Origin of the sequence: Reichenbachiella ulvae, assembly GCF_025833875.1 — a bacterium.
In the GTDB taxonomy this organism is placed as follows: Bacteria; Bacteroidota; Bacteroidia; order Cytophagales; family Cyclobacteriaceae; genus Reichenbachiella; species Reichenbachiella ulvae.
Genome location: NZ_JAOYOD010000001.1, coordinates 22,884 through 49,421, shown reverse-complemented (window position 1 = coordinate 49,421; position 26,538 = coordinate 22,884). Strand labels below are relative to the sequence as shown.

14 protein-coding genes are annotated in these 26,538 nt (G+C 36.8%); 2 read left to right on the top strand and 12 right to left on the bottom strand.

The window, feature by feature from the left end; all coding sequences use genetic code 11:
* Positions 1-3: 3 nt before the first annotated feature.
* From N7U62_RS00125 to N7U62_RS00115, 3 genes are all read right to left on the bottom strand, one after another.
* Positions 4-2,772, bottom strand: a complete 2,769-nt coding sequence (locus tag N7U62_RS00125; RefSeq protein WP_264135838.1) for a TonB-dependent receptor — start codon at positions 2,770-2,772, stop codon at positions 4-6.
* Positions 2,765-3,487: a hypothetical protein gene (locus N7U62_RS00120; protein WP_264135837.1), complete on the bottom strand. Its 723-nt coding sequence runs from the start codon at positions 3,485-3,487 to the stop codon at positions 2,765-2,767. The genes N7U62_RS00125 and N7U62_RS00120 overlap by 8 nt, the downstream gene beginning before the upstream one ends.
* 101 nt (positions 3,488-3,588) lie before the next feature.
* A complete protein-coding gene (locus tag N7U62_RS00115) occupies positions 3,589-4,035 on the bottom strand; it encodes an RrF2 family transcriptional regulator (RefSeq protein WP_264135836.1) in 447 nt (148 codons plus the stop codon).
* A 535-nt stretch (positions 4,036-4,570) separates the two neighbouring features.
* Here N7U62_RS00115 and N7U62_RS00110 point away from each other — a divergent pair.
* Together N7U62_RS00110 and N7U62_RS00105 are read left to right on the top strand one after the other, a co-directional pair.
* On the top strand, positions 4,571-4,990 hold the full coding sequence (locus N7U62_RS00110) for a response regulator (protein WP_264135835.1): 420 nt from the start codon (positions 4,571-4,573) through the stop codon (positions 4,988-4,990).
* Positions 4,990-6,117 carry a sugar transferase gene (locus N7U62_RS00105; RefSeq protein ID WP_264135834.1) on the top strand — a complete coding sequence of 376 codons (1,128 nt, stop codon included), beginning with the start codon at positions 4,990-4,992 and terminating at the stop codon, positions 6,115-6,117. Before N7U62_RS00110 ends, N7U62_RS00105 begins: the two co-directional genes overlap by 1 nt.
* Here N7U62_RS00105 and N7U62_RS00100 read toward each other — a convergent pair.
* The 9 genes from N7U62_RS00100 to N7U62_RS00060 all read right to left on the bottom strand — a co-directional run bounded on the left by N7U62_RS00100 (position 6,114) and on the right by N7U62_RS00060 (position 26,537).
* Entirely contained in the window at positions 6,114-7,037 is a 924-nt protein-coding gene (locus tag N7U62_RS00100) for a hypothetical protein (RefSeq protein ID WP_264135833.1), read from the bottom strand. The two genes, N7U62_RS00105 and N7U62_RS00100, sit on opposite strands and share 4 nt — an antisense overlap.
* Positions 7,038-7,055: 18 nt before the next feature.
* Positions 7,056-8,327, bottom strand: a complete 1,272-nt coding sequence (locus N7U62_RS00095) for an MBOAT family O-acyltransferase (protein WP_264135832.1) — start codon at positions 8,325-8,327, stop codon at positions 7,056-7,058.
* 161 nt (positions 8,328-8,488) lie between these two features.
* Complete coding sequence (locus N7U62_RS00090; RefSeq protein WP_264135831.1) at positions 8,489-9,886, bottom strand: O-antigen ligase family protein; 1,398 nt, start codon at positions 9,884-9,886, stop codon at positions 8,489-8,491.
* Positions 9,887-9,966: 80 nt separating this feature from the next.
* Positions 9,967-10,092 carry a hypothetical protein gene (locus tag N7U62_RS00085; protein ID WP_264135830.1) on the bottom strand — a complete coding sequence of 42 codons (126 nt, stop codon included), beginning with the start codon at positions 10,090-10,092 and terminating at the stop codon, positions 9,967-9,969.
* Positions 10,089-11,135: an acyltransferase family protein gene (locus N7U62_RS00080; protein ID WP_264140397.1), complete on the bottom strand. Its 1,047-nt coding sequence runs from the start codon at positions 11,133-11,135 to the stop codon at positions 10,089-10,091. Before N7U62_RS00080 ends, N7U62_RS00085 begins: the two co-directional genes overlap by 4 nt.
* Positions 11,136-11,251: 116 nt before the next feature.
* Positions 11,252-18,025 carry a fibronectin type III domain-containing protein gene (locus N7U62_RS00075; RefSeq protein WP_264135829.1) on the bottom strand — a complete coding sequence of 2,258 codons (6,774 nt, stop codon included), beginning with the start codon at positions 18,023-18,025 and terminating at the stop codon, positions 11,252-11,254.
* A gap of 37 nt (positions 18,026-18,062) precedes the next feature.
* Positions 18,063-24,776 (bottom strand): LamG-like jellyroll fold domain-containing protein, encoded by a 6,714-nt coding sequence (locus N7U62_RS00070; RefSeq protein WP_264135828.1) that lies wholly within the window; start codon positions 24,774-24,776, stop codon positions 18,063-18,065.
* Positions 24,777-24,781: 5 nt separating this feature from the next.
* Positions 24,782-25,225, bottom strand: a complete 444-nt coding sequence (locus tag N7U62_RS00065) for a hypothetical protein (RefSeq protein WP_264135826.1) — start codon at positions 25,223-25,225, stop codon at positions 24,782-24,784.
* Positions 25,226-25,424: 199 nt separating this feature from the next.
* Entirely contained in the window at positions 25,425-26,537 is a 1,113-nt protein-coding gene (locus tag N7U62_RS00060) for a glycosyltransferase family 4 protein (RefSeq protein WP_264135824.1), read from the bottom strand.
* Position 26,538 lies beyond the last annotated feature (1 nt).

The window sequence follows — 26,538 nt, the reverse complement described above, 5'->3', positions numbered from 1 at the left end:
GTATTAGAATGTAAAATTATAAGTGATGGTAGGGATAGGAGTTGGAAACACAGACATCTTATATCCTTTGACCTCTCCCTCCTCAACTCTGAAAAAGGTTGAGTAGACATTGTCTCTGCCTAGCAAATTGTAAACTGAGAATGACCAGAATGAATGCGCCAACTTCTTGATCTTGTGATTCCCTTCAATGTTAATACCCAAATCCACTCTGAAATAATCAGGTATTCTATAAGCATTTCTTTCAGAATACAACAAGTTTTCTGACCCTTGGTAATTGTATTTACCAGTAGGATAAGTAGTAGGAATACCTGTTGCATAAACAACATTGAGCGTCATCGTAAAACGACGAGTGAACTTATAGTTGGTTACCGAATTGATATAATGAGGCTTGTCATAACCGGTCGGGAAATAATTCCCTCCATTGATGATTTCGTCTGGGAAATCTCCATCTAATTGAATCAAAGACCTGGAATAAGTATAATTAACCCAACCTGTCAACCATCCTGAAGACTTCCTCAATGACAATTCTACTCCATAGGACTTACCCGGCCCCTGTAGCAAATCTGTTTCGATTGCCTTATTGAACTGAAGGTCTGCACCAACTTTGAAATCTAGAAGATTCTGAATCTGTTTATAGTATACTTCAGCAGAGGCTTCAACCATATGCTTCCCATAAAAATTCTTATAGTACCCAACAGAAAATTGATCTGCTATCTGTGGTTTGATGTGAGCATTGGACAACCTCCACATGTCAGTCGGAGCTATAGAGGCAGAGTTCAACAGCAAGTGTATGTTTTGCCGAGTACGATTGTAGCTGGCTTTGACCGAGCTAGTTTGGTTTAGAGAGTATCGAGAGGAAAGACGAAACTCTGGTCCCCAATACGTCTCAATTATTTCATTGTTCCCATATTCATTGCTTCCGATTCTGGAATTTGGATCAATAGGCAAACCTTCCGCATATTGATTTACTTCACCAGGTCCCAGCACATTAAAGACTGAAAGCCTTACCCCTCCTTCTACAGAAATTTTGTCGGAGGGGCTGTACAATGCAGATACATAAGGAGCTAGTTCCAAACCTTGCTCATCCCCCACCTCATCTCTCAATATCAATGATTCTGAACCAGTTGGTGTTTTCACTCCCGGAGTTACACTTGTGTGCTTGGCCTGCAAACCGAATTTATAATTCAATTTTTCACTTACGAAATAGTCAAACTTAGCTGACAGTTGCGATTGTTTTACCCCATAATCAATCCTAAAGGCTTGAGTTGGAAGCAAGTCATAGCCTATATTGTAATCGTACTGGCTATATCCCACTTGAAAATCTGCCTGTAACCGATCGTTAAAAACATGTCTCCAATTGGCCGTCAACAGTTTATTTTGATAGGAAAAATCCGTGTATGACAATAAGGTGTCCGATGACAACTGAAAACTATCGTGACTGAAATATCCCGTGACAGACACTGAATTATTATCATTGATATCATGATCTATCTTGGCAATTACATCATAAAATGACACGTCGTTATTCTTCAGTGGTGAGTCTTTGATCTTATTGAGTACATAATCAGAATATGTAGCCCTTCCCCCTACCATGAAAGTAGGGCCATTCTTGAATGTAGGACCTTCGAGCATAAATTTTGAAGTCACCGGGCCTATGCCTCCAGCCCCTTTGAACTTCTCCTGACTTGGTTTTTTGGAAGAAATGTCAAAAACAGAAGACAATCTCCCACCATATTCGGCAGGTATTGCACTCTTGTACAATTCCATTCCTGATAGTGCTTCTGAATTAAAAACTGAGAAGAATCCAAAAAAGTGATTGGTATTATAGACGGGAGCACCATCCAAAAGGAACAAGTTTTGATCTGCTTTTCCTCCTCGTATGTTAATGCCTGCTGAGCCTTCTCCTAGATACTGTACACCAGCCGTAGTGGTAGCGACCTTAACCATATCCTTTTCTCCCAACAAAGCAGGTACAATCTTCATGTTTTCTGGTTTAATCTTGGTCATGCCCATCTGGGGACTCTTGGTATTGGCTTCTCTCTCTGCGCTCACCACTACCGAGTTCAAAGCAATTACATCCACTTGCAAATTAACATCCAATCGCCCGTCAGAGTATACCATTAGCTTCCTGTAAGTATTCTTCATATTCACAGATTGAATCAATATGTTTCGACGACCATTGGGGACGTTCAAAGAATAAAATCCTTCTTCGTCTGTCGTAGTGCCCGTAAATGGGCTTTCGATGTACACATAGGCATCTGGAACAGGATCTCCACTTTCAGACTCCAGCACATATCCGGCTATGGTGCTTCTTTCACCATTCACATAGAGTTTACGGTTTCCAATTTCAATCAGAGTCTCCTCTACTCCCAGATCCTTATTTCTTTTTTCTTGAGCAAATACAATTTCTTCCGAATTTAATCCATCTACTTCTCGGCCTTCTTTAAAAGAATTCACGATTAGCGGTTCGGAGATTATTTCTTTATTGTTCAATAATATCACATAGTCTCCCATGGCGTAAAAAGTCAACCTTGTATGACTTAATAACTGCTCTAACTGAGACTCAAAATCATCTTCTATGGACCAGGATTGGGCCACCTTTACGCCTTCTATCCATTCCTTTTTATAGCTGAACATTTTATTACTATTAGACTCAATAACCTGAATCATTTCTGATAGGGATACAGAGTCTGACTTGACACTTCGATCACCTTGAGCCCGAAGAGAATAACTGAATAAACAGATAAAAGAAAGTAAGAGTAACTTATTCATAATTATTCACGAATTGTTCGCAATAAACAATCAGGTTATAAATGGATGTTTCGTTTTTACCCTTAACTCCATTTCGGTTGGCAAATGATCTTATTTCCTTCTTATGTGATGGAAACATTTTATAAAGAGTCCTCCTATTTACATACTTCTCATAATGCCCACCGACATCAATGAAGTATTGATTTTCCTTTAAGTATTGAACCTCCATATCATTCACCGTCTTGGTTTTCAAATGTTTAGCATAGAGTGACAAATTCTCTCCTTTATAAATTTCTTCATAAAAACCAGGACCATAGAATATTGAATCACTATTAATATTCACGAAATGCTGACCATGAATAAAAAATTCATCCACCGCCCTCTGATTTGGTTCAATCGGTTGATAGTTGGACCTAAAAACCCCACTATTCTCAACAATCAAAAGATCTTCATATATGTTATACAATATTCGAATACTATCGAACTGCTGTCCATACATATACACAGTACCAATATCCCAAATTGGACTAGCCAAAAACTGATGTTGTCTAGGGGTTTGTGGATCTATATGATAATAGCTACCATTTGCAATTGGAGTATTGTTCTGTCCTAGAACTTCTTGATACCAAGATTCAATACCCTCTTCCAAATCCAATAAAGCCACGGATATCTGCCCATAGGAAATTAAAGGAAAAAAAATGCACATCAGTGCAGTCGTAATTACACGGTTTATCATTTTTACAGGTCGATTCAACATTAATAATTAATGTATCATTAGAATAGAGGGGACTGCAATTTATAAAAATAAAACTGTCTTCAAAGAAATCTATCAGCGAATTAATACCCTTCCTTTAATTGTTCTAATCCAATTCTTCCCTCCAGCTTTGCTAAGGAAGCAATAGTGGAACTGTCGAACATAGTTTTCAGATTATCCTTTATTGTTTGCCAAGTATCATGGGCGGGACAAGGGTTCTCATCGCTACAACCAGCTAACCCCAGCATACATCCATCATAAAAACCCTCATCTTCAAAGGTTTTGATAATGTCTCTTAGATAAATCTGATCCGTTTTCTTACAAAGCATCACGCCACCTGTAGGCCCACGATGCGACACAAGTATCCCATCTCTAGCCAGAGTTTGCATGATTTTGGTCAAAAAATGGAAGCTAATACTCAGCTTTTCGGACATTTCACTTATGCTAGTATACATATCCTTGCTAGCGTGTCGATCTAGATAAAGTAAAGCTCTGATGGCGTAGATACTACTACTATTTAAAAGTTTCATCTGATATTAGGAGTAATTACTCTGTAATTTAATTACTACGAATATTAAATTGCACTTTACCAAGCTGTGATTTAACTACCTTAAGAATGCTAATAATCAGCTTTTGACAAATTAATAATTGGTGTTTCCTGTATGAATAATCTGTTTTTAGTACTCCTTTAGCCAGCTTTTTGTTAAAAATCTAAAACCCCTAGCCTACTAGAAATCACCGAATCCCTAAAAATAGGGATGATTATTACTCTAAACCGGTGGTAATTTCAATCTTAATCAACCAACATGCACAAATAAAATTGAACAAAACCAAGATTTAATAGTGGCATAGGTGAAAAAACCTAGAAAAGGTATGTTTTTGTTTTTTTTACTTCGTCTAAAGTTTGCGATCAATTGTATAAAAGCTAGATTTGTAAACGCATGTACTAAATCACTATTATCAGCTATATAGAGTCATAAGCTTTTAATAAAAGTAAAACTCCAACAACCTCAACCAGTTATGATGAATACTAAGACGTAGTTTCACCATAAAGAAAATTAAACCATGTACCTAACAAAAAACCGCCGTAACCAGAAGAAATCTGTTTTGTTAGTTGATGACAACAAAATGATGTGTCAATTGACTACAAAGATTCTAGAACAGAATTATACAGTACATCCTTTCACTAGTGCCATAGAGGCAATACAATGGCTTTCAGAAAGTGACAAAATACCCAATGTTGTCGTTTCAGATGTAACCATGTCAGAAATGAGTGGGTTAGAATTTGGTCAATACTTGAAACTCAACGGACTGTACAGCCATATACCTTTGGTCTATATTTCAGGCCTACCTGAAGATGAAGTAAAGTATATACCTATTTCAGTAGACTATAGCGCTTATACCCAAAAGCCGTTTTGTCCAAGCCAATTACTGCAAACAATTGAACATGTAACTAACGAGAGTAGTAACAAAATTCAATCGTAGTGAACGAGACGGCCAGCTTAGAAAGTAACTTGGATAATAAGTCCAAGGTGGAGTATCATGTTTCCAATATTCAAGAAACATTGGATCAACCTATAATCATTTTTTTAGGCGAATCCTTGTTTAAACAAATTTTGGACACCGAAAATGGGAAGTATGAGTTGATCAATGCGCAATCACCTGAGCTATTGATCAATTTAATTGTTAATTGGAATACGTACTACAGTAAGAAACCTGAGGCTATACTTCTTTCGGACAATGTTCTTTCTAAGCTAAACGCTGAAAAGCTTGAAAAACACAAGAAAAATTCTAGCTTTAAAACTGTCCCCTTAATTGTATTCTCTGATAGAAAAAATGAGCAAACTAAGGATTTAGCTAGAAGTATTGGCGCTGACGAATATTTTCATAAGCCTATTAAATTCAAATCATTAATACCAAGAATAAAGTTTTATAAAAGGTTAAAAGAAGCAGGTTTTTCAAAAGAAGACTCAATATTAAATGAGGACAAGGAATACAGTATGTACTTTCTCAAACGTACTTTTGACATAACTGTATCATTGAGCATTCTGCTTCTAGTTTCACCTTTACTATTCTTGACTGCATTAATCATAAAGCTCGAATCAAAAGGTCCAATCTTCTATATTTCGAAGCGAGCTGGTACTAATTATAAGATCTTTGATTTTTACAAGTTTAGATCTATGCAAGTAGATGCTGATTCCCAACTTGAAAAACTTAAAGAGACTGCCAACCAATATCAGGATGGTAACCAATTTGTCAAAATCAAAAACGATCCAAGAGTTACACGAATCGGGAATTTCATTAGAAACACGAGTATTGATGAGCTACCTCAGTTAATTAATGTACTAAAAGGTGATATGTCAATTGTAGGGAATCGACCCTTACCACTATATGAAGCTCAATTATTAACCACCGACGAACATGCTGAAAGATTTCTAGGGCCTGCTGGAATAACTGGTCTTTGGCAAACTTTAAAAAGAGGAAAAGGAGACATGTCTGCCGAAGAAAGAATTATGTTAGACAGGATTTATGTACGAAAAAATTCACTGCTTTTTGACTTCAAATTAATGCTAAAAACCATCCCAGCCCTTATTCAAGCCGAAAAAGTTTAATTATTCGCAGTTAACATATTTTGTTCTTTAACGATCAATTTTTCAAGTCTAGCACTAAAGTCTGAAACACCTTTTCTATTTAGATGATTGTAATTAGTAAACATTGAATAATCCTCATTATAAATTGTTCTAAAATCATAATAGGGTACTTTTAGATCCTCGCATATCAATTTAAATGCATCTGCATTTTCAATATGAGCCTCAGTTTCCGCAACACTTGCTAAGGGAGCAGTAAAGAGAATTATTTCAATACCATTCTTCTTACATAAATCAACCACCCTATTTAGATAAGCGTACTCTCCATCTAAATCAAATAGATACTCACTAGTATTCTTTGCACCTACAAAGTCAGGGTTTGGATAAAAAAAGCTCCCAGCTTCATCATGATCTGGGTTAGAAATCTCTAACAAATGATTCAAAAAATTATGTGGGCCCCAATCAAAATTGTATTCAGCATATCTAAGGTAAGGGATGTATTTATATGCATACCATTCTAAACCGTACTTCTTGAAATGATCAAAAACAATTGGCTGTCTTATAAAAGGCATAAATCTAGGCCTCGTAAATTTACCAATAGCCTCATCATTTGAATTATATGAATCAATCTGGAAAAATATCTTATCAAACTTATTATCAGCATCTAACAAAACTTCAAACACAAGAGCTTGTGTAGAAATCAAACTTCCATCTATCCCTAAATTTATCCCATTTAGCCCTGTACGTTCATTTATTGATTTAACGTCCACAGTAGTATATGCTCTTGAACTGCCCAATACTCCATAATCATATGTCCCGCCTTTCAAATTCATCAACCATTGTTCCTTACTGTAATCTCCTTTTTGATAAACACTGGTAAACAGTAGGTCCAAAAAGAGAAATATCACTAACAGAAGAGTGACCAATAAAAGTGTCTTTTTCATAATGATCTTCATATAGACTTAGAATTGAAAATAAATAAAATCACTCTGTTCTCTAAAAACACCATAAAAGGCGATAATTACAATTATCCCTATGTATGATGCCATACGCAATGACGATGTCCTATAAAATGTATTTCTGAATGATTCCAACTTAAACATTTTCTCTCCAATTAGTAGTATTAATATAAATGGAATCGGAATTACAACATTAAACAAATCCCTTAAACGCATCGACTTAAAATCCGCCAGACCAGTACTAAAATCTAAAGCGTTTCCAAAAATCACCCAAACATCTCCAACTTTATTAGCTCTAAAAAACACCCAAGCTATCGTTACAATTACAAATGTCCATATTATGGCTAGGTAACGGTTCATCTTAATCGGAAACAACTCGAACTTAGAGGAAACCGCCTCAACAGCCATAGCTAGGCCATGAATCGCACCCCAAATGACAAAAGTCCAATTCGCACCATGCCATATACCAGAAATAAAGAAGGTGATAAACAAATTAAAAATCCATCGTGGCGTAGTGGTTCGATTTCCTCCCAGAGGAATGTACACATAATCCTTAAACCAAGTAGACAATGAAATATGCCATCTAGACCAAAACTCTTTAATAGACTTTGAAAAATAAGGAGAATCAAAATTTTTCATTAAATCAATTCCGAATATTCTTGCAGCACCGATGGCCATATCAGAATACCCACTAAAGTCACAATATATTTGAAATGAAAAAAACACCATTCCAATTACTACACTCAACCCATGATACTCTCCAGGGGCATTAAAAACCTCATTGACAAAATAAGCTGCTCGATCTGCTATCACCATTTTCTTAAACAGGCCCCATAACATCAAACGCAAACCTCTTGATAGATTCTCAGGTATAATATCTGAAAGCTTTTTTAATTGGGGTAATAGATGCTGAGGTCTCTCAATTGGGCCTGCTACTAATTGAGGAAAAAAGGAAACATAAAGAGCAAAAATTCCAAAATTCCTTTCTGGTTCAATTCTTCTGTGATAAACCTCCAAAGTATAACTTAAGGTTTGAAAGGTGTAAAAACTAATCCCTACAGGCAGCAACAAGTTCAACATACTATAACTGTACTCATATCCAAATAGCCCCAGAGTATCAGCCATTGCATTATTAAAAAAATCATAATACTTAAATGAAAATAATAGCCCCAGGTTCGCAATCAAACTACACATAAGGAGAAACCTTCTTTTGTGAATATTTTCAATTTTCCCCATTCCAATGGTAACCAAATAATCAACTACCGTTGAGAACATAATTAGTACAATGTAAATGGGATTCCAACTCATATAAAAATAGTAGCTGGCCACTAACATTAGTACCCACCTGTGTTGTTGCTTTACTATGGCATACAATAAAACAACGATGGGAAAAAAAAATGCAAAATGAAGGGAATTAAATAGCATGTTTGTTTAGGTTAATTTTCAAAATCCAAATCTTTCATTCTGGACATAATCCCCATCACAGGGTAAAAAATATATGACATTGGAATCGCCGTGGTAGCAATTTGGGCATATATAGACACTGTTACAGCAAAAGTAAAAATTACAAAAGCCAGCGTATACATCTTTAGCTCCTCATTTTTTAAATGAAAGTAATTTACAATTCCATTCTTCAATCCTACAAATAAAAATATCATGAATATCGCCAAGCCAATTGGACCAATCTCCAGGGCTCGTTGTAAATAACCACTATCAGGTGGAAAACCAGCCAAAACATGGCCAGGGTTATACTTTTCTCCCAAAGGACCAGTAGTAACTAAACCTCCCCCAAGAGGATGCTGATGTATATAAGATTGAATATATTTTCTATTCTCATCACGCACCCCTAATGATGGATCATCAGAATCAAAAGTAGATCGAATTCTTGCAATAGTAGGATTTTGAATAGGTCCAAAAAGAATAAAAACACCCAAAATTCCGCCAATTGCAATTAAAATCATAGTTCTTGGTTTAGTAATACTCATCAAACCGTACATCATCAAACCTGCCGCAAACATGGCATACGCTGTACGAGTACCTGAGTAACCCATTGCCAGTAGCATAAAGGGCACACAAATCCCTGTAGTCCACCTTAAAACAGAATTTTTAGTGGTTATACAAAGAATGAGACAAACTAATCCTGAAGATGACATAAAAATACCAAAAGATGCAGGATCAGTTAACAATGAAAATTTTCTAAAACGTCCAGCAACGAAAATTCTTTTATATCTTAATTCTTCAGCTCTAACCCAAGCCTCCTCGAAAGACATTAAACCAAACCATTCTTGAACACACCCATATACTGCACTAATAAAAGCCAAAGACAACCATAAAATCAAAAACGTCCTTAAAAATCTCTTATTGACAACATACAACACCAAAGCATAACAGCACAGAATACTAATACTTCCTTTTAGGACAAACATGGTCCCCACTATTGACACGCCGTTTGGATTAACTATCTGAAAAACATTGAATGCTAAAATGGCCAGCATACAATAGGTCACACCATTCCATAAAAAACCGTAAGAGAAATCCTTACGCATCAACTTTTTCAAAACAATCACCGATATACCCAATATGGGTAATATTTGCATAAAGAGCCCCACTGGTACATTTATCTGATATTTTCGTTCAGGGAGGATGAATATGAATGGAATTAGAATTGATAAAAAATATCCATACTTCGGAGATATAAATACAAGCAAAAAAACTATAGATCCAATTAACAAACCTAGAATACCAATTGATAATTGTAAACCAAGCTTTGCGCTTACAATCGCAACAAACACGGAGCTTATTACAAAAAATAATGTCCCTATTGGAGTATCCATTTTCTTTACAAGAAAATGTTTTATTAAAAATCCCCGGAGATTTTCTAGCGACTGATAATATAGAGATCTTAAACCCTGCACTAGAAAAACAAAACTTTGATATATAAAAAGACCAATAAAGTAGCTACAAAAAGAACAACCACATTTTTTAATAGCATCTCTGTTTGTTCCTTATTCATTTCTTCTTTTTTCTTTCTCTTATTCATGATTTAGTGAACTTTCGATTCTTTAAAGAAATGAATTTAGATTCAAAAAAACGATAACTAAAATAAGAGACTAAGTAGCATATAACTAAAAACACCACAAATGACAGTGCCCTATTATCAATCACTTTCCCAATGTACTTCCGATACAATGCAAACAACACCCAGTGATACACATATAGCCCATAAGAAACCTTTCCTATTTCGACCATTATTCTAGAATTGAATAGTCTAATCAACCAATCACTGCTATTTCCTTTAATGGCATATAAAATTAGTAACAACGATAATAAATTGATCAGTGTATAACTCCAGACATGAGAATAGAGTTCCATATTGCCTATAGGAAATCCCAAACTTGTCCATGAAACAGATTCTACTTCTCCAAATAGCAGCATGTTCACAATTCCTGCTACTATAAACAAAAGGAAGCAACCGATCATCAAAGGTTTCACCTTCCATTCCCTTTCATCCAAAGCAAATACAGGTATTGCCGCACCAAAAGCAAAACCATCTAATTGCATAGGTGTTAATCTATATATGATTTCACCAATCTGTGATGCTTCAAACTCCCCCTCCATTATTATCCCAGCTAATAGTCTTAATACTGGACTCAAAAGAACAATGCCGATGATGACGAATTTCAAAATCCTCCTATTGAAAAAGAAAATTATAAAAGGCCAAATGAAGTAAAATTGCTCCTCGACTGAAAGCGACCAAAAATGAGTAAATAAAGTATCAAAATGCAATTCATTGAAAAGCGGAAAATAATTGTAGGTATAGGTAAACAAATAAGGAGAAGTTGAAAGAAAATCTCTTGGATATCCAGCAATTACAAAAACTCCAAGCACCAAAAACAGGTACAAGTAATAAAGAGGAAAGACTCTTAAAGATCTCCTCCAATAAAATCTTTTTAAGTAAAAAGATAAACTCGCCTCTTTTTTATCCTCTAAAAGAATCGATGTTATCAAAAAACCCGATAGTACGAAAAAGAGTTGAACACCAATCCAACCCACTTCTAATAAATAATAAAAATGAAAGAGCATAACCAATAGTATTGCTACTGCCCTTACACCATCCAATCCTCTGAGGTATTTCATAAGCAAAAGAGGATGCCTAAACTATCGATTAGACATCCTCATATGTTCAGGTTATTATGAATTTACTTTTTAACGAATCGTTCGACGACATGCTGTCCTCCAACTTTGACCGAAATTAAATAAAGACCGGGACTTAATGAATTGATTTCTTCTTCAATTGTTACTTGTGTATTGATAGAATTTAGGAATTTATTAAAGCTGTATACCCTTACACCTTGAAGATTAATTATATCAATATATGCCACGTCTGCAGGTGCATCATTCATATTAATAATCAAATAATCATCAGTTGGATTCGGGTACATCCCTAACTGCAAGGTACTGAGGCCATAACGAACCTCATAATTACCGTTAGTCACGGAACTATTTTTGCGTGCAGCTGAAGAAATTCTTCCCGACACCTGTTCTGTACTTCTAGGTAAGGCTTCAATTACAAAAGCATTGAAAATAGCCCAATTAGAACTCGGATCTTCCTGGACAGTAAACATTATCTCGCCATTCTCATTGGGCTCGATTCCATATATGGTAGACACCTCTGTTGTATTATTGGTCTGACTATTAGAAACTGTCATTCCTCCAGCAGAGAATTGAGTAATAATGTTGTAATTAGTAACAATTGATCCAAAAAATTTAAGATTATACTTATAGCTAAGATCCAAGCCCTTAAGTACATATTCTCCTTTCGGATCTAATCTATCATTGAAGTAGAAGGACCTCATCACTTTATCTGGGAAAACACCAGAATCGTCTCCAGTAGTAGCCCCCCAATCATTACTTCCTTGCATTCCTGTAAGGACCTCCATCTCAATCCCTGTCGGGTTACCATTGTTACTATAGAAACCAGTAAACACATCACCCGTCTGACCAGACACACTCAAATTATTCCATGGCTCATTCTCGTCATAGGCTACATCTCCGTTCACATTAACATACACATAGTAAGCAATTGTAGAAGCCTCAACAACAGTGGTATAATCAGAGTATTCATTACCAGAAAACTTGGCTCTAACTCTATAGTAATAAATCCCGCCTCCTTCTAAACCAGAATCTACAAATGAAGTAACATTTGCACCAACAGTACCTACGGTAGAATAAACACCATTCAGCGAGGTAGCTCTCTCAATTTGAAACTGGTTCTCATCAAAAGAATTATCCGACCAGTTCAGCTCAATTTCTGATTCTGATAAACTAGAAGCTGTTAAACCTGATGGGTAAAAAATACTCGGATCACCAGTATAGGCTTCCAAAATCAGCCCATTGATATATCCAACTGTAGCCCCGGCTCCTTTTGACATAGTAATTAGAACTTCTCCGTTAGAATTAGCCACTACATTATCAATAACTGCCAGGTTAGATGTATTTGCCTGAACATCCAGTGATTTAGTCACACTACCAATGGAATAGTTAGTTTCTCCATTGTCAGTTATATTTAAACCACTAAAGGTTGAATTACCTGAAAATTTGAATTTATACTTATTGTTATAATCCAGGCCTGAAACTTTCAATTGCACAACATCTGGCGCTCCAAAGACACCCCAATAATAATATTCCTGTAATACATCATCAGGTACAGCGCCGCTATCATCACCAGTAACAGGGGCCTCATTGTGGACTCCTCCAAATGAGGACAATAATGTAATGCTTACTCCTGAGTTATTTCCTACCTGATCTAACAGTCCACCAAAAACGTCTCCTTGAGATGGCGCTTTAGATGTATTATTCCATGGAGCCGCTTCATTATTATTTTTCCCAAAATTCAATCGTACAGAGTAAAGAAGCTCTTCGTCTACAACAATAGATAATGGTTCAGTACTAAAACTACCTTCGTTATCCGTTGCGACTATCGTAAAGCTATAATTACCAATATCACTTTCATCTGGATTCATAACTAAGTCACCTCCAGTTCCAAATTGATTGAAGACTACAAATGATGGCAAGTTCATAAAAGTAACATCTACAGTATTACTTGGATCATCTGTGACATCAAAGACCAAAATAGTTTCTTGATTCACATAAGCCATTTCTACACTCTCCACTATATTTATAACTGGGGGGGTGTTAGGTATACTTAGTGAAACTTCATTAGAGACAATTGATTGCCCATTCGAATTATATGAACTGACTACATAAAAGTATTCAATGCCCTGAGAAATCTCTGAATCTAAAAAGGATTCCACTCCTTGACCAACACTCCCAATAAAATCATATGGACCACCTTGATTTTCTGATTTATAAACATTAAACCCCTCTTCATTGAACGGGGCATCTATCCACGATAAAGAAACATTTCGTCCAGACATTTCTGCAACAAGATTTCTCGGCTCTGCTGGCACTTCATCAAAACCCAAGGCAGTGGAAATAGAAAGACCATTCAAATATCCCGTGGGAGTACCATCAGACGCCTTCGACATGGTTACTATAACCTCACCTTGAGCATTTGACACGACACCTTTAAAGTCAGCTGTTTCCGAAGTATTCCCCTGCACATAGACAGACTTCTCTATTCCATTCACAGTATAGACGGTCGTACCATTATCCGAAGTACCAGTCCAAACTGAACTTCCCAATAAAGATATATCATAGGACATGTCTGGATCCAGATTTGAAAGTTTCACATCCACAGTTTCGGGAGCACCAAAAATCCCGAAATAATAATAATCCCTTAGGACTGCATCTGGGAAAATACCAGAATCGTCTATTGTTAAGGCACCTTTATCATAAGTATTCCAACTATTAGTTAAAAATTCAAAAGATATCGGTTGTGAAGCACCATCAACAGATGGAACTTGCACAATACCCAAACCAGAAACGTTAGTCCATGGTGATGCGGCACTAATAGTTTTTGAAATATTAATTAAATACTGCGTGTTTGGGTCCTTATCGCTTACATTGACCTGAAAATTAACTTCAGCAGTAGCCCCTTGCTGATCTTGAACCGAAATAACACAATCATACACCCCATGATTGGTATAATCTGGTGATATATGCAATGAACTTTTCCCATCAATACTTACATTCAGAGTGATAAAATCGGGCAGGTTACTTGTCCAAGTTAAATTTTGAGCTCCTTCAAAATCCGTTGCGATAATTTCTAAAAATAATGACTCACCTTCCTCCAATATTTGATTATTCATTGAAGTCAGAGTAGGTAAATTATTGTCATTAACTGTCAAATTGAAAGAAGCGGAAGTTTCTCCTCCATAGCCATCTGAATAATCGATAGTTATTGAATACACTCCTTCATCTTCAGCCCTGGGAGTTAAAATTAACAAACCAGTTCCGTCTCCATAATCGACAATTTCACCAAACGAAGGTAAATCCGTCGATGAAATAACTAAGGCATCATTATCAGCATCAGTAGCATACAGATTAAGCTCAAAAGTACTTTCAAACTTAACAGTAAAATCCTTTATTGTATTTGTCTGAGGTATTGCATTCAAAGTAGCCACATCAAAAGAATTACTTTCGGTAGAGCCTCCATCATTTACCCCCACAACTTTATAATAGTATGTAGTATGTACCTGTAAACCCTCCTCTTGATAATAAGTCGAATCACCTTGAGGTTCAAGAGTTGCAATAGGAAGGAAGTTAGAATTATCTAAAGACCTATAGAGTTGATACTGTTCAGCAGAGGCATCATTCAACCACTTAACCGTTAATTGATTTCCTTCAACCTTATCAAAAACAAGTTCTGAAACAATCGCTGGTACGGGAGGCAAAGGAAGTGTTGTCACGGAATAATGCCGACTGGAATTTCTAACAAAAGAAGTTCCTGAAATGGTAAATTCTCCATTATTGTTTCCACCATTGAAATAATCAGCAAGAAAAACCAAGTCTCCACTCACAAACCCAGCAGCAATACCAAAAACATCACTATTATCTCCCTCTAAACTTTGTATTTGATCTGCACTGTAATCAACAGCTGCTAACAATACGTCAGTGGGTTCTGGTTCGAATGAATAATAGCTATTGTTATTATCATAGTACCAAGCATCACCTATCCTTTTTATCGCAACCAAATGGTTACTATTATAGGAATAAGGCTTATCAGAACTGAATCTCTCGAATACATCTTCAACTGAATACATGATATAACCATTACCCGTTGCATTGTCTTGGGCAGCAATCCCATGCTGTATTTCACCGATTTGAGATTCTAAAGAAACTACAGGATCTGAGCTTCCATACTGATTATTTGCTATTACTTGATAAATATAAGAAGTACTTCCTTTAACAGACTGATCTTCAAAAGTAGTAACATTCGCACCTACTATTCCAACAGGCTCAAATGGACCTGATAACGACTCTGATCTGAAAATTTGAAAGCCAGTTTCATTGTTACTATTGTCCTCCCAATTCAAGGTTAATTGATTATAAGTAACATCAATGGAGCTCAATCCAGATACTGAGTTTGGCGCTGATCCTGCAGGTGTATATTCATCTACCAAATATGCATCAGGTATCAATTGTCTACTGGAAACCCCATGAGGGGTATTTTTCCAATATACCTGAAGTCCATAACCGCCGCCCCCCTGATAAAAGGCAAGATGAATTGGATAAGATCCAGGCTCTGAAAAATAATAAGTTCCCTCTCTGTATCGCATCCCATGAGAGCCATCATTATTTACAACTAAGTTGGATTCTGTATACTCACCGATATATAACTTAGAACCATCGTCAGATCTGGTTTCAAAGGTATAATTGCCAGCAACAGGTATGTTAATAACACCTGAAAACAACAAACCATAATCTGAAGTCACGGGACTAACAGAAATATCAAAATTTGAAACTGTACCTGTTTGAATTGGGGTTAACTCACTAAAGTCTGGAAGATTTGAACCCCATGTCTTTTCATAGTATCCATAGGTAAGTCCTGAAGTCAGTGGAACTGCTATCAATTGCTCACTAAATGGAGATTCGTTTCCTGTCAAATCTCTTGCTTTTACCATAAACTGGTATGGTTCACCTTTGTTAAGGTTGAACATAGTTACGGTGTTAGACTCTGTTACTTTTGACTTAATACCATTTTTGTATACGTCGTATCTGTAAACAGCCACATCGTCTGTAGATTCATCCCAAGTCAAAGTAACCTGATCGGGAAAGGTACTAACAACTCTTAAATTCATTGGTACTGAAGGAGGTTTACTATCTACCAAAGTTTTCACATGAGCCTCTTCAGAGACTGGTGCCGAAGTAAATTCATTGATAGGTCTAACCAGATAATAATAATCTGTATTGGCCTTCAGATTTTCATCCGTATAATTCAAGGCTTCTGAATTAGCAACATAAATTAATTCATAACCAGAACCAGACGCTTCACTTCTAAAGATTTCAAAGCCAGTCACTGGATAAGCAGTGGCTGCATTACTTGACCAAAGTATCTTAACGCTCGATTCTGAAAGTGCAAATGAAGCTACATTACTAATTGAGGCAGGCCGATTACTTCCATTAGCAGATAACACTTCGAATATCTCTGAATCATTACTTGAACAACCGAATTTCTCTTTGACTCTTGCAAAGTAATTACCAGATTGCTGAGCGTTAAAAATTCTTTCACTGCTAACAGGGTTAGCAGTGCCTTGCATATACCATTCGTACTCAATGTACCCCTCAGGCAAAAGCAATGACACCCCCATGCTGCCGTTGGGGTCTGGAATAATATTCGTCTGTAAACTTTCTGTAACGATATCAGGAGTATTCGTAGCATCCTTTTCCTTTACCTCAATGGCTCTAGCTGACCATTCACTCCACTCCCCATTCTCTTGGAATCTAACATCGTATACCCCAAATTGAGTAACTGTTAACTCATTTGTCGTTTCACCCTCGATAACCTGACCATCTTTTCTCCATTCATATGATTCAAACCCCCCAGTAATGCCCAGGTTAGCAATTACATCTTCACCAGGACAAAATTCATATTTGGTTATAAATTCATATTCGTCTTTATGATCTCCTGTAGCGATTAGTGTTAGTTCACCATTAAGCACAACCGGATTAGTAAGATTAGCTCTTAGTATAAATGGCCAAAAATCTGCCTCATTGTAATGAGTATACCAAACCCCATGCCCAAGGTTATGATAAAGCGTATATCTAATATTACCACCTTCCTGAACTATTCTATTCACCAAATTCCATGAAGTTGATGGACTAGGAGCCCTATCCTGAGCACCTTGTGAAAGCCAAATCGACTTATATTTATAAATTTCAGCATCAGCCTCATAATTGAAAGATGCTGCCGCCATAGGTAAAGCAGCGGCTATAGTCTTAGGATATTTGGCTAAATATTTCCAAGTACCTTGGCCTCCTGCCGAAAGGCCATGGATGATCACCCTATTTTGATCTAAATGAATTTGCTCTGGAAAATGAATAGTTAGCAGTTCATGAATTGCATCATAATGACCATCTGCCCAAAAGCCGCCTGTATTCTGTGGGAAAAACAGAAAGCCATTAAAATCACCATTTTTCACGTGATATTCATGATCACCACCACCATGCTTGATATTATTTTCATTGTCGTAGATTTCTCCACCTTCACCACGACCATGAAGCATGATTATCATAGGATATTTAGTATTACCACTAGTATCATAGTTCTCAGGAAACCTCAATCTAAATGCCATCCCATTATAGTAATAGCATTTAAAGTTATCTGTATTCCAATTGAGTCTTTTTGTTCTAACCCACTTACCAATCTCATTCAAAGGAGGTTTGACAGGTGGATTATTCTCGTCATACTCAACAATTGGATCGTTCGGATCAAGTACTTGAGCTGACATGGGAAATACTAACAAACATAATATGATCGCTAATATTCTTTCAAGTAGAATTCTTTTCATTGCTGTGCTATTATTCGGTGCAGGTTACTATATACTATTAATACTTTACTATTTTTTGGGTCAGTTGGCGATCACCGGTTCCTACAGAGAGAATATAAATCCCTTGATTTAAACCGGAGATCTCATTATTCAATTCAATAATCTGATCATTATCAAAAGAATAATCACGGGCAAATACTACTCTACCCTGTATATCTAAAATTTGAACTTTTGTATTTTCTATATCCAATCCGTTCACTAAACTGATAAACATATGATCACTAACAGGGTTCGGAAAAACCTCTATTAAAGGAGACTGAACTCCAAAATGAACATTTTTATTTCCTGCAATATTGGCGGCAACACCACCATTCAGGCTTCTAGCCATTGGATCTCCAGAGTCTATTGGGTAGGCTTCAAGAACAAACGCATTAAAAATGGCCCAATTGGATGAGGCATCCTCCTGAACATAAAATTCTAATTCTCCATCTTCGTTTGCTTCCAGACCATAAATAACTGAGACTTCAGACACATTATCAGTCTGATGATTTGCTACTTTTTTTCCTCCAGATGAGAAGTTGGTAATGATGTTTAGGTTAGTTACAATAGAACCGAAAAACTTCAAGTTATAACCAAAACCAGCATCAAGTCCCAGAAGTCTAAAGTGACCTGGTGCTTCCAGCCTATCATTGAAATAGAAACTCTTCATCACATTGTCAGGGAACACTCCTGAATTATCACCAGTGGTCGCACCCCAATCATTGCTCCCCTGCATACCATTGACAACTTCCATCGCCATTCCAGTCGGATTTCCATCTTGATTGTAAAAACCAGTAAAAATATCACCAGAAGCAGCCTCCACACTTAAATTATTCCAAGGGACAGCCTGTTCATAGTCTGGAACACCATTGATATTGACAAAAACGGTATATAAAATAGTACTGCCAGAAACTACCTCTGTGTATTCTGAATACTCGGTTCCTCCTAAAAATGCCCTAACTCTGTAATAAGAAATTGAACCCGTAGACAAATTAGTATCTGTAAAAGTAGTTACATCACTAGAAACAGTACCAATACTCGTGTATACACCATTCAAATCCTCGGCACGCTCAATTTCAAAGCTCACTTCATTGAATGAATTATCATTCCAAGACAATTCAACACTTGAGGAAGAAAGAGAAGAAGCAGTCAAATTACTTGGATCAAAAATGCTAGGATCACCTACAAATGATTCTATTACTATTCCATTAATATAACCGACAGTTGCGTCAGGTCCATTAGTCATAGATATAATTACTTCTCCATTGCTATCTGCTACTACATTCTCTATGGTAGCCACATTTTGTGTATTACCCTCAACATATAAGCTCTCAGATTGATTACCAATTGCATATTCTGTATGTCCATTATCAACCACATTCAGTCCTCTAAAGACTGAACTGCCCACAAAACTGAATGAATATTTGTTGTTATAATCCAGGCCAGACACCTTCATTTGCACAGTATTGGGAGAACCAAAAACTCCCCAGTAATAATACTCCTGGAGAACATTGTCAGGAACTACTCCTGAATTATCTCCTGTTGTCGCCCCCTCGTTGTACTGACCACCAAATTCAGTCAGCAAGGTTATACTGACGCCAGTATCATTACCGTCTTCATCAAGTAGAGAAGAAAAAACATCTCCTACTGCAGGGTTCTTTGCTGTATTATTCCATGGACTGGATGCAAGACTATTTCTACTAAAATTGACAGAAATTCCATAGACTTTTTCCTCTTCAACATTTACAGTTATCGATTCAGATGTAGTCAAACCCATATTATCTACGACATCAATATCTACAGAGTAAACACCAATATCATTTAAACTTGGGTTAAATGTTAGAGTCCCTCCATTTACTGAAGGAGTATACATACCAAAACTAGGTAAGCCCTGAACTTCAATTGTAAATTGATTGTCCGGCATATCTTCTACAAGAAATTCTAGATTAGTAGATTGATTGGCATAGGCAACCAAAGTGTTTTCTACTGTAATAATTGGTGGTGTATTTGGAATCAAATAGCTTGTTATATTAGAACCTGCAGATTCGCCATTTTCATTGTACGAGGTTACGTAATAGAAATACTCCACACCTTGAGTAACATCTGCATCAGCAAATGATTCCGAATTTGCCAAAATTTGGGCTACCTGAGTAAATGGTCCCCCTGAAGAAACTGACTTATAAACATTAAATCCATCTTCATTGAATGGGGCATCAATCCAGCTCAATTCTAGTACTGCGCCATTTAACTCAGATGCTAACTCTCTTGGTTCAGATGGAATTGTATTGGCACCTAGTGCCGTGACTATCTTCATTCCATTCAAATAACCTACCGGTGTGCCTGCTGCTTTCGACATGGTAACAATAACATCTCCTGCTGCATCTGAATATATTCCATTCAAATCGGCTGAATTGTCGGTATTTCCATCTGCATAAACAGAAGCACTTTCACTACCTATTGTATAGACTGTGGTTCCATTATCGGCAGTTCCAGTCCATACACTACTCGCAACAAAGGAAAAATCGTATGGCACATTTGGATCTAGACCAGAAATAAGTACATCTACAGTTTCAGGTGCTCCAAATATTCCGAAGTAGTAATATTCCTTCAAAACTTGATCAGGCACCACTCCTGAGTTATTTCCAGTCTGGGCTCCTTGGTTGTAGGCTTTCCAGGAGGTTGTCTGTAACTGAAATGAAATACCCGAATCATCTCCATTTTCATCCAACAAAGCATAACTATTTACAGAAGAAACATTATTCCAAGGAGTAGATGCCGCAACATTACTCACAAGATTTACAAAGATTGAGGTGTTCGGATCAATATCATTAACAGTTATGCTAAATTCTTCTGTTGCAACAGCTCCGTCTGCATCTGTAAAACTCAATGAAACAAAATACTCACCATGATCAGCATAATCAGGTGAAATTGTAATCTGCCCATTACCAGACGCATCTAATTCCACTAGGCAAAAGTTTGGAACATCTACCTCTGATACTAAAAGTTCAACTCCTTCTGCATCCTCTACAGTAAACGGTACCATTAGAGTTGAACTTTCATCAATGACAACATTGTCGATTGATGTAATTGTTGGAAGATTGTTACTATTAACTACAAGACTAAACACCGAACTTGCAACACCTCCAAAGGCATCTGCGGCCTCAATAGTTATGTCTAAATATGTGCCTTGATCAGTTGATGCTGGCGCAAACCTTAATAAACCACTACCATCACCATAATCAATAACCTCCCCAAATGTCGGAATATTTGACCCCGATAGAGTTAATATGTCACCATCTTCATCTGTAGCCAAAATCGGTAGTTCAAAGATTGAACTGTGATGCATGGTAAGGTCATTTACTTGGTTAACCATTGGAATATGATTAAGAGTAAAAGCACTTGTACTGTTAGATTCTGATACACCCCCAGCATTCACAGCTGCTACTTTGTAGAAATATTGGATATTCGTACTGAGGTTTTGATCCTGATAAGATATTGCTCCATCATTACCCTCAATCTGAGCGATTAATTGATAATTTGTCTCATCGTTGATCGATCTATACAATTCAAAGTAATCTTCGTCAGTAGACTGATCTGTGAAACTAAGTTCAATTTCCTCATAAGAAACTGAAGAAACACTTAAATCATTAACTGCTACTGGAGCGGCTGGCAATGGCCAGGTAGTAGCACTGTTTTGAGCGCCACCTAAACTAGACAACTCTTCTACAAAAGCATCTGCGGCTATATCAAAAACATAAAAATCATCAATCAAACCAGTAAATCTGTCCGAAACAACATCAAACGCATTACTGCTATTGGTTCCTCCCAGTCCACCATCATTTCCATGACTGTTTACGATCGAATAGCTAATATCATTTCTCTCGGCAGTAAGGCTTCCATCAATATAAATCCGTGTGCTTCCATTGTCAAAAACCCCCATAAAGTGATGCCAGGTATTTCTGCTTATTGGGGCTAAAAGAGGAAATATTGCATGACCATTCTGTACTGTCAAATCTATATTGTCTCCATCTATACGAACACCAATACCATTAGTAGATCCACCTTCGTCATATATATCTTGAACACCAGAGACATCAAAGCTTTTAAACCAAAAAGCAATAGATCTTTGAGTAAACTCAGAATGAATAAACTGATTCCCATTATCCATATTCAGGTAACTAGAACCATCAAACTCAATGGCATGAGACCCTTCTGCTTTGTCGATATCATTGAAAGAAATATTTCCAGAAACACCGCTTTGAACTCCCAAACCTGATTCATCAAGAATCTCACCATTAAATTTAAAATTGGCAATTGAAGCGACACTCTCCAAGGTTACTTCCGATTTATTGTAATCTGAAATAGCAACTACTTGATATGAATAGGTAGTTTCAGGACTTAAATCTATATCAGAGTATGAGGTAACATTGGCACCAACATTTTGGATTGGCAAATAAGGTTGTCCTTCAGTTGATCTAAAGATTTGGAATTCAATTTCATTATCTGAATTATCTATCCAAGAAATATCTATTTCATCATAAGATGTTGCTACAGCATTGAGTTCAGTAGGTGCCAAAACTTCATTATCCGGGATTGTAACCACCTCGGCAGGATTCATTAACGCTTGGATATCAGTAGCGGACAAAGCCACATCATATATCTGCAAGTCATCAATTCTCCCTATGAAATTGCTGCTATTCTGATCAAATGCATTACTACCATTAGTTCCTCCTAGGCCTCCACCATCACCATGTGCTGATATTTCAGTGTATGGCAAATTGCTATCTATGGCTGCCTGAACACCATCAAGATACAAAGTCATCGTTCCATTGTTGAAAATGGCCGCTACATGCACCCATGTATCAAGAGAAATGGTTGAAGTAACAGACCTAATATCATGATTATCTTGAACGGTGAAATCAATTGTACTGCCGACAGTTCTAATAGCAAAACCATTGGTGGACCCTCCTTCATCAAAAACATCATGGTTTCCAGATAAGTCCAATGACTTCATCCAAAATACTACGGTACGCTCTGCTACATCATTGTGAATAAACAAGTCGTTCCTATCCAAATCTAAGTAATCACCATTACCATCAAATTCTAAACTGGAAGCTCCCTGCATGAAGTCCGTTGAATAAACAGGATTACCATTGGTACTTGTAGAAGTTCCATTACCAGACAGGTCATCAGTCGAACCTTCGAATGGAAAAATTGCGAGCGCATTGGTATTTACGGTAGTGACCATTACAACTCTTTCACTTTGAGCAGACACATTACCCGTAATGTCTCTGGCTACTACATAAAACCTATAAATATTGTTAGGTAATAAATTATAAACTGTGGCCTCTGACAATTCAGTCGACAATACTTTAGCTCCTTCCTTATAAACATCATAACGATAGACACCAACATCATCCGTCGCATCATCCCAGTCTAAGGCAACACTGTATGAATTAGAAGATACCACATGTAAATTAGTTGGTGGGGTTGGATTTACGACATCAACTAGAGTCTCAATCTGAGGGGTTGAAACAGCATTTGACGCTGCATTCTCGTTAATAGCCCTTATTTGATAAGTGTATTCTGTATCAGGCTCTAGACCCTCATCTATATATTCTGTGGCACCAGAGGCAACTTTATCAACAAATTCCAATGCATCTCCAGCTTTTTCTCTGAAAACCTCAAAATATGAAGCTGGATTTTGATCATTTGGATCCGTTGTCCATATAATTTTTATTTCGGTTTTGGATAATGCTAATCCATTGACACTTAATGGATCCTCAGGTCCATTAGCAGCTAAGGCATCTATAATGTGTAAGGGACTTGAATCATTACTAGAACAACCAAAATTCTCAGTAACCTTAGCTACATAATAATCTGGTTCTGAAATAGTCACAATACGATCAGTACTCACCAATGAGTTGTCTGACACCTTTCTCCATTCATATTGTGCATATCCCTGAGGTAATTCTAAATCTACTGAAACACTGCCATCAGGACTAGGGAGAGCAACACTTTCATTTTCAACTAACTGAATATCTGGAGTTTCTGTTGCAGGTTTCAACTTGATTTCAACTGGAGCAGGAGACCACTCACTCCATTCTCCATTTTCTAAATATCTAACATCATAGACACCAAATTCAGTAGCTACAATTTCGTTAGTTGATGCATTTAACAGCTGGCCATCTTTCCTCCATTCATAATCATCAAATCCCGCAGTTAAACCTAAAGTCACAGCCACTGTTTCACCTGGACATGGTTCATTCCTTGGAACAAACTCATAAACGACCTTACTGGAATTATCAAACACATTAAAATAATTTCCAGTAAGAACCACAGGGTTGGCTTTATGCCTACTTTCTATATATGAGAAATAATCTGACTCAGCATATCCATTATTAAAAATACCATGTCCACCATTTTTGTACATGGTATATCTAACATTATTGTTAACAGTATTTAATTTGGCGATATGAGATTCTGTGAATTCAGGAGAAGGTGAATCATCTAGTTCACCTTGAAAAATCCAAATAGGCACATGTCTCAAAGCCTGTAAATTATCTGTTGAAGTACTCTTCACACCTGACATAGGCATCAAACCCGCATAAGTTTCTGGGTGATCTTGAACAAAGAGCCATGTATTTTGAGCTCCACCTGAACGTCCGTTGATTACTATTCTACTTTTATTAACATTTAATTCCTCAACAATTTGATCAAAAATGATCTCCATGTTTGCTATATGAGGCTCACTAAACCAACCATTGTTAGACTGAGGAGACAATACAAAACCATCATATTTTCCTTGATTAATCGCATTTTCATAGGCCTGGCACCTGAATTATTCAAATGTCTCTCGTTCATATACTTATCGCCATTACTAAAACCCAAACCATGTAGGATTAGAATAATAGGATATTCTTCCGCTCTATTCGGATCATAATTATTTGGAAAACGTAGGCGAAAAGCCATACCATTGAGGACATAACATTTCCATTGATTGGTATTCCAGCTTACTCCGGGAGTACGAACCCATTTCGCAATTTGACCTGTGGAAGGATTAGATGGGGGATTTGCTTCATCATAATCAACGATAGGATCATTGACGTCAAAAACTTGGGCAGATAGAGAGAGGGATAATAGTAAAGATACTATAGTAAATCCCAGACGCAAAAAGTTCATAGGTTAGTGGTTTAGATCTTGGTTATTAAAATTGAACTTTACGCTGGCTGTTCTAAAGTCTTAACAAAGCTACCACTATCTTGAGATAATTATAAATTATAAGCCCGTTTTTAATTATTTACTTCTAATAATACAATAATAACTACTAAAAGTAAAATTACTTAGGGCTTAATACCCAAAACTAGGTAGTACATTTTTTTTATAGAATTCTTTGGTAGGCTCCCTCAGTCTTCTCAACCATTTGTTCAACTGAAAAAGACTTCAATATCATTTGATAAGCGTTTTCACCCATACTTGATAGTCGGTCTTGACTAGAAGACAAATCAATCATCGCTTTTGCCATTTCATCCACATTTTCCTTTTCTATTAAGACTCCTACGTTATCATTGACAATTTCTTTAGAACCATCTACGCGAGTAGCAATTACAGGCTTTTTCATAGCCATCGCCTCCAATATTCCAATAGGCAAACCTTCCCATAAGGAAGGAAGACAATAAATATCAATTGCACTTAATATAGCCGGCACATCAGCTCTAAATGGCAACATTTTAACCTTTTCGTGCAACCGTTCCTTAGTCACAAACTCTCTAACCTCCTGTTCTAGCTCTCCACTGCCCACCATCAACAATCTCAAATTGGATTTTTTTTCAAGAGCTATTTTAAATGCCCTCAATAGGGTTAATGGATCTTTTTGAAAAGTCATTCTCGCTAGAAAACCCAACCAAATCTCCCCCTCCTTCTTTCCGATTTCAGTAGCAATACTGAAAGAACTAATTGAATGATCAAATTTTTCTAGAGACACACCATTGTTGATCACAATTGATTCAAAGCCTCTCAACTCTTTTTTACCTGTACTCCTATTAGATTCAGACACGCAAATATTTAGGTTCGTTCTTCGAGCAATGTAACCTTCAATTTGCTTTCTCAGAAATTTCACAGGCCAACTTTGATTCAAATTGAATGACCAGCCATGAACGGTATAAATAACGGGCTTCCCTACCTTTTTCGCCGCTTTCAAGACATTAGAAGCTGCTCTGGTACCATGGGCATGTACAATATCAATATCGCGTTCTTTAATAAGGCTTATTACGCTTTGGACCACTTTCGTATCAAAAGGTCTAGTAGTATGAATAACATGTGTCTCAATCCCACTATCTCTAAGTGCAGTCACCATCTCTCCATCTGTAAAGGATAAAACGATCGGTTCGAACAATTCTTTATTAAGTCTAGTGGACAAATCGTAAACATGCGTCTCTCCTCCACCAACCATTCCTTGTCGAATGGATTCAAGAACTCTTATTTTTTTGGTCATA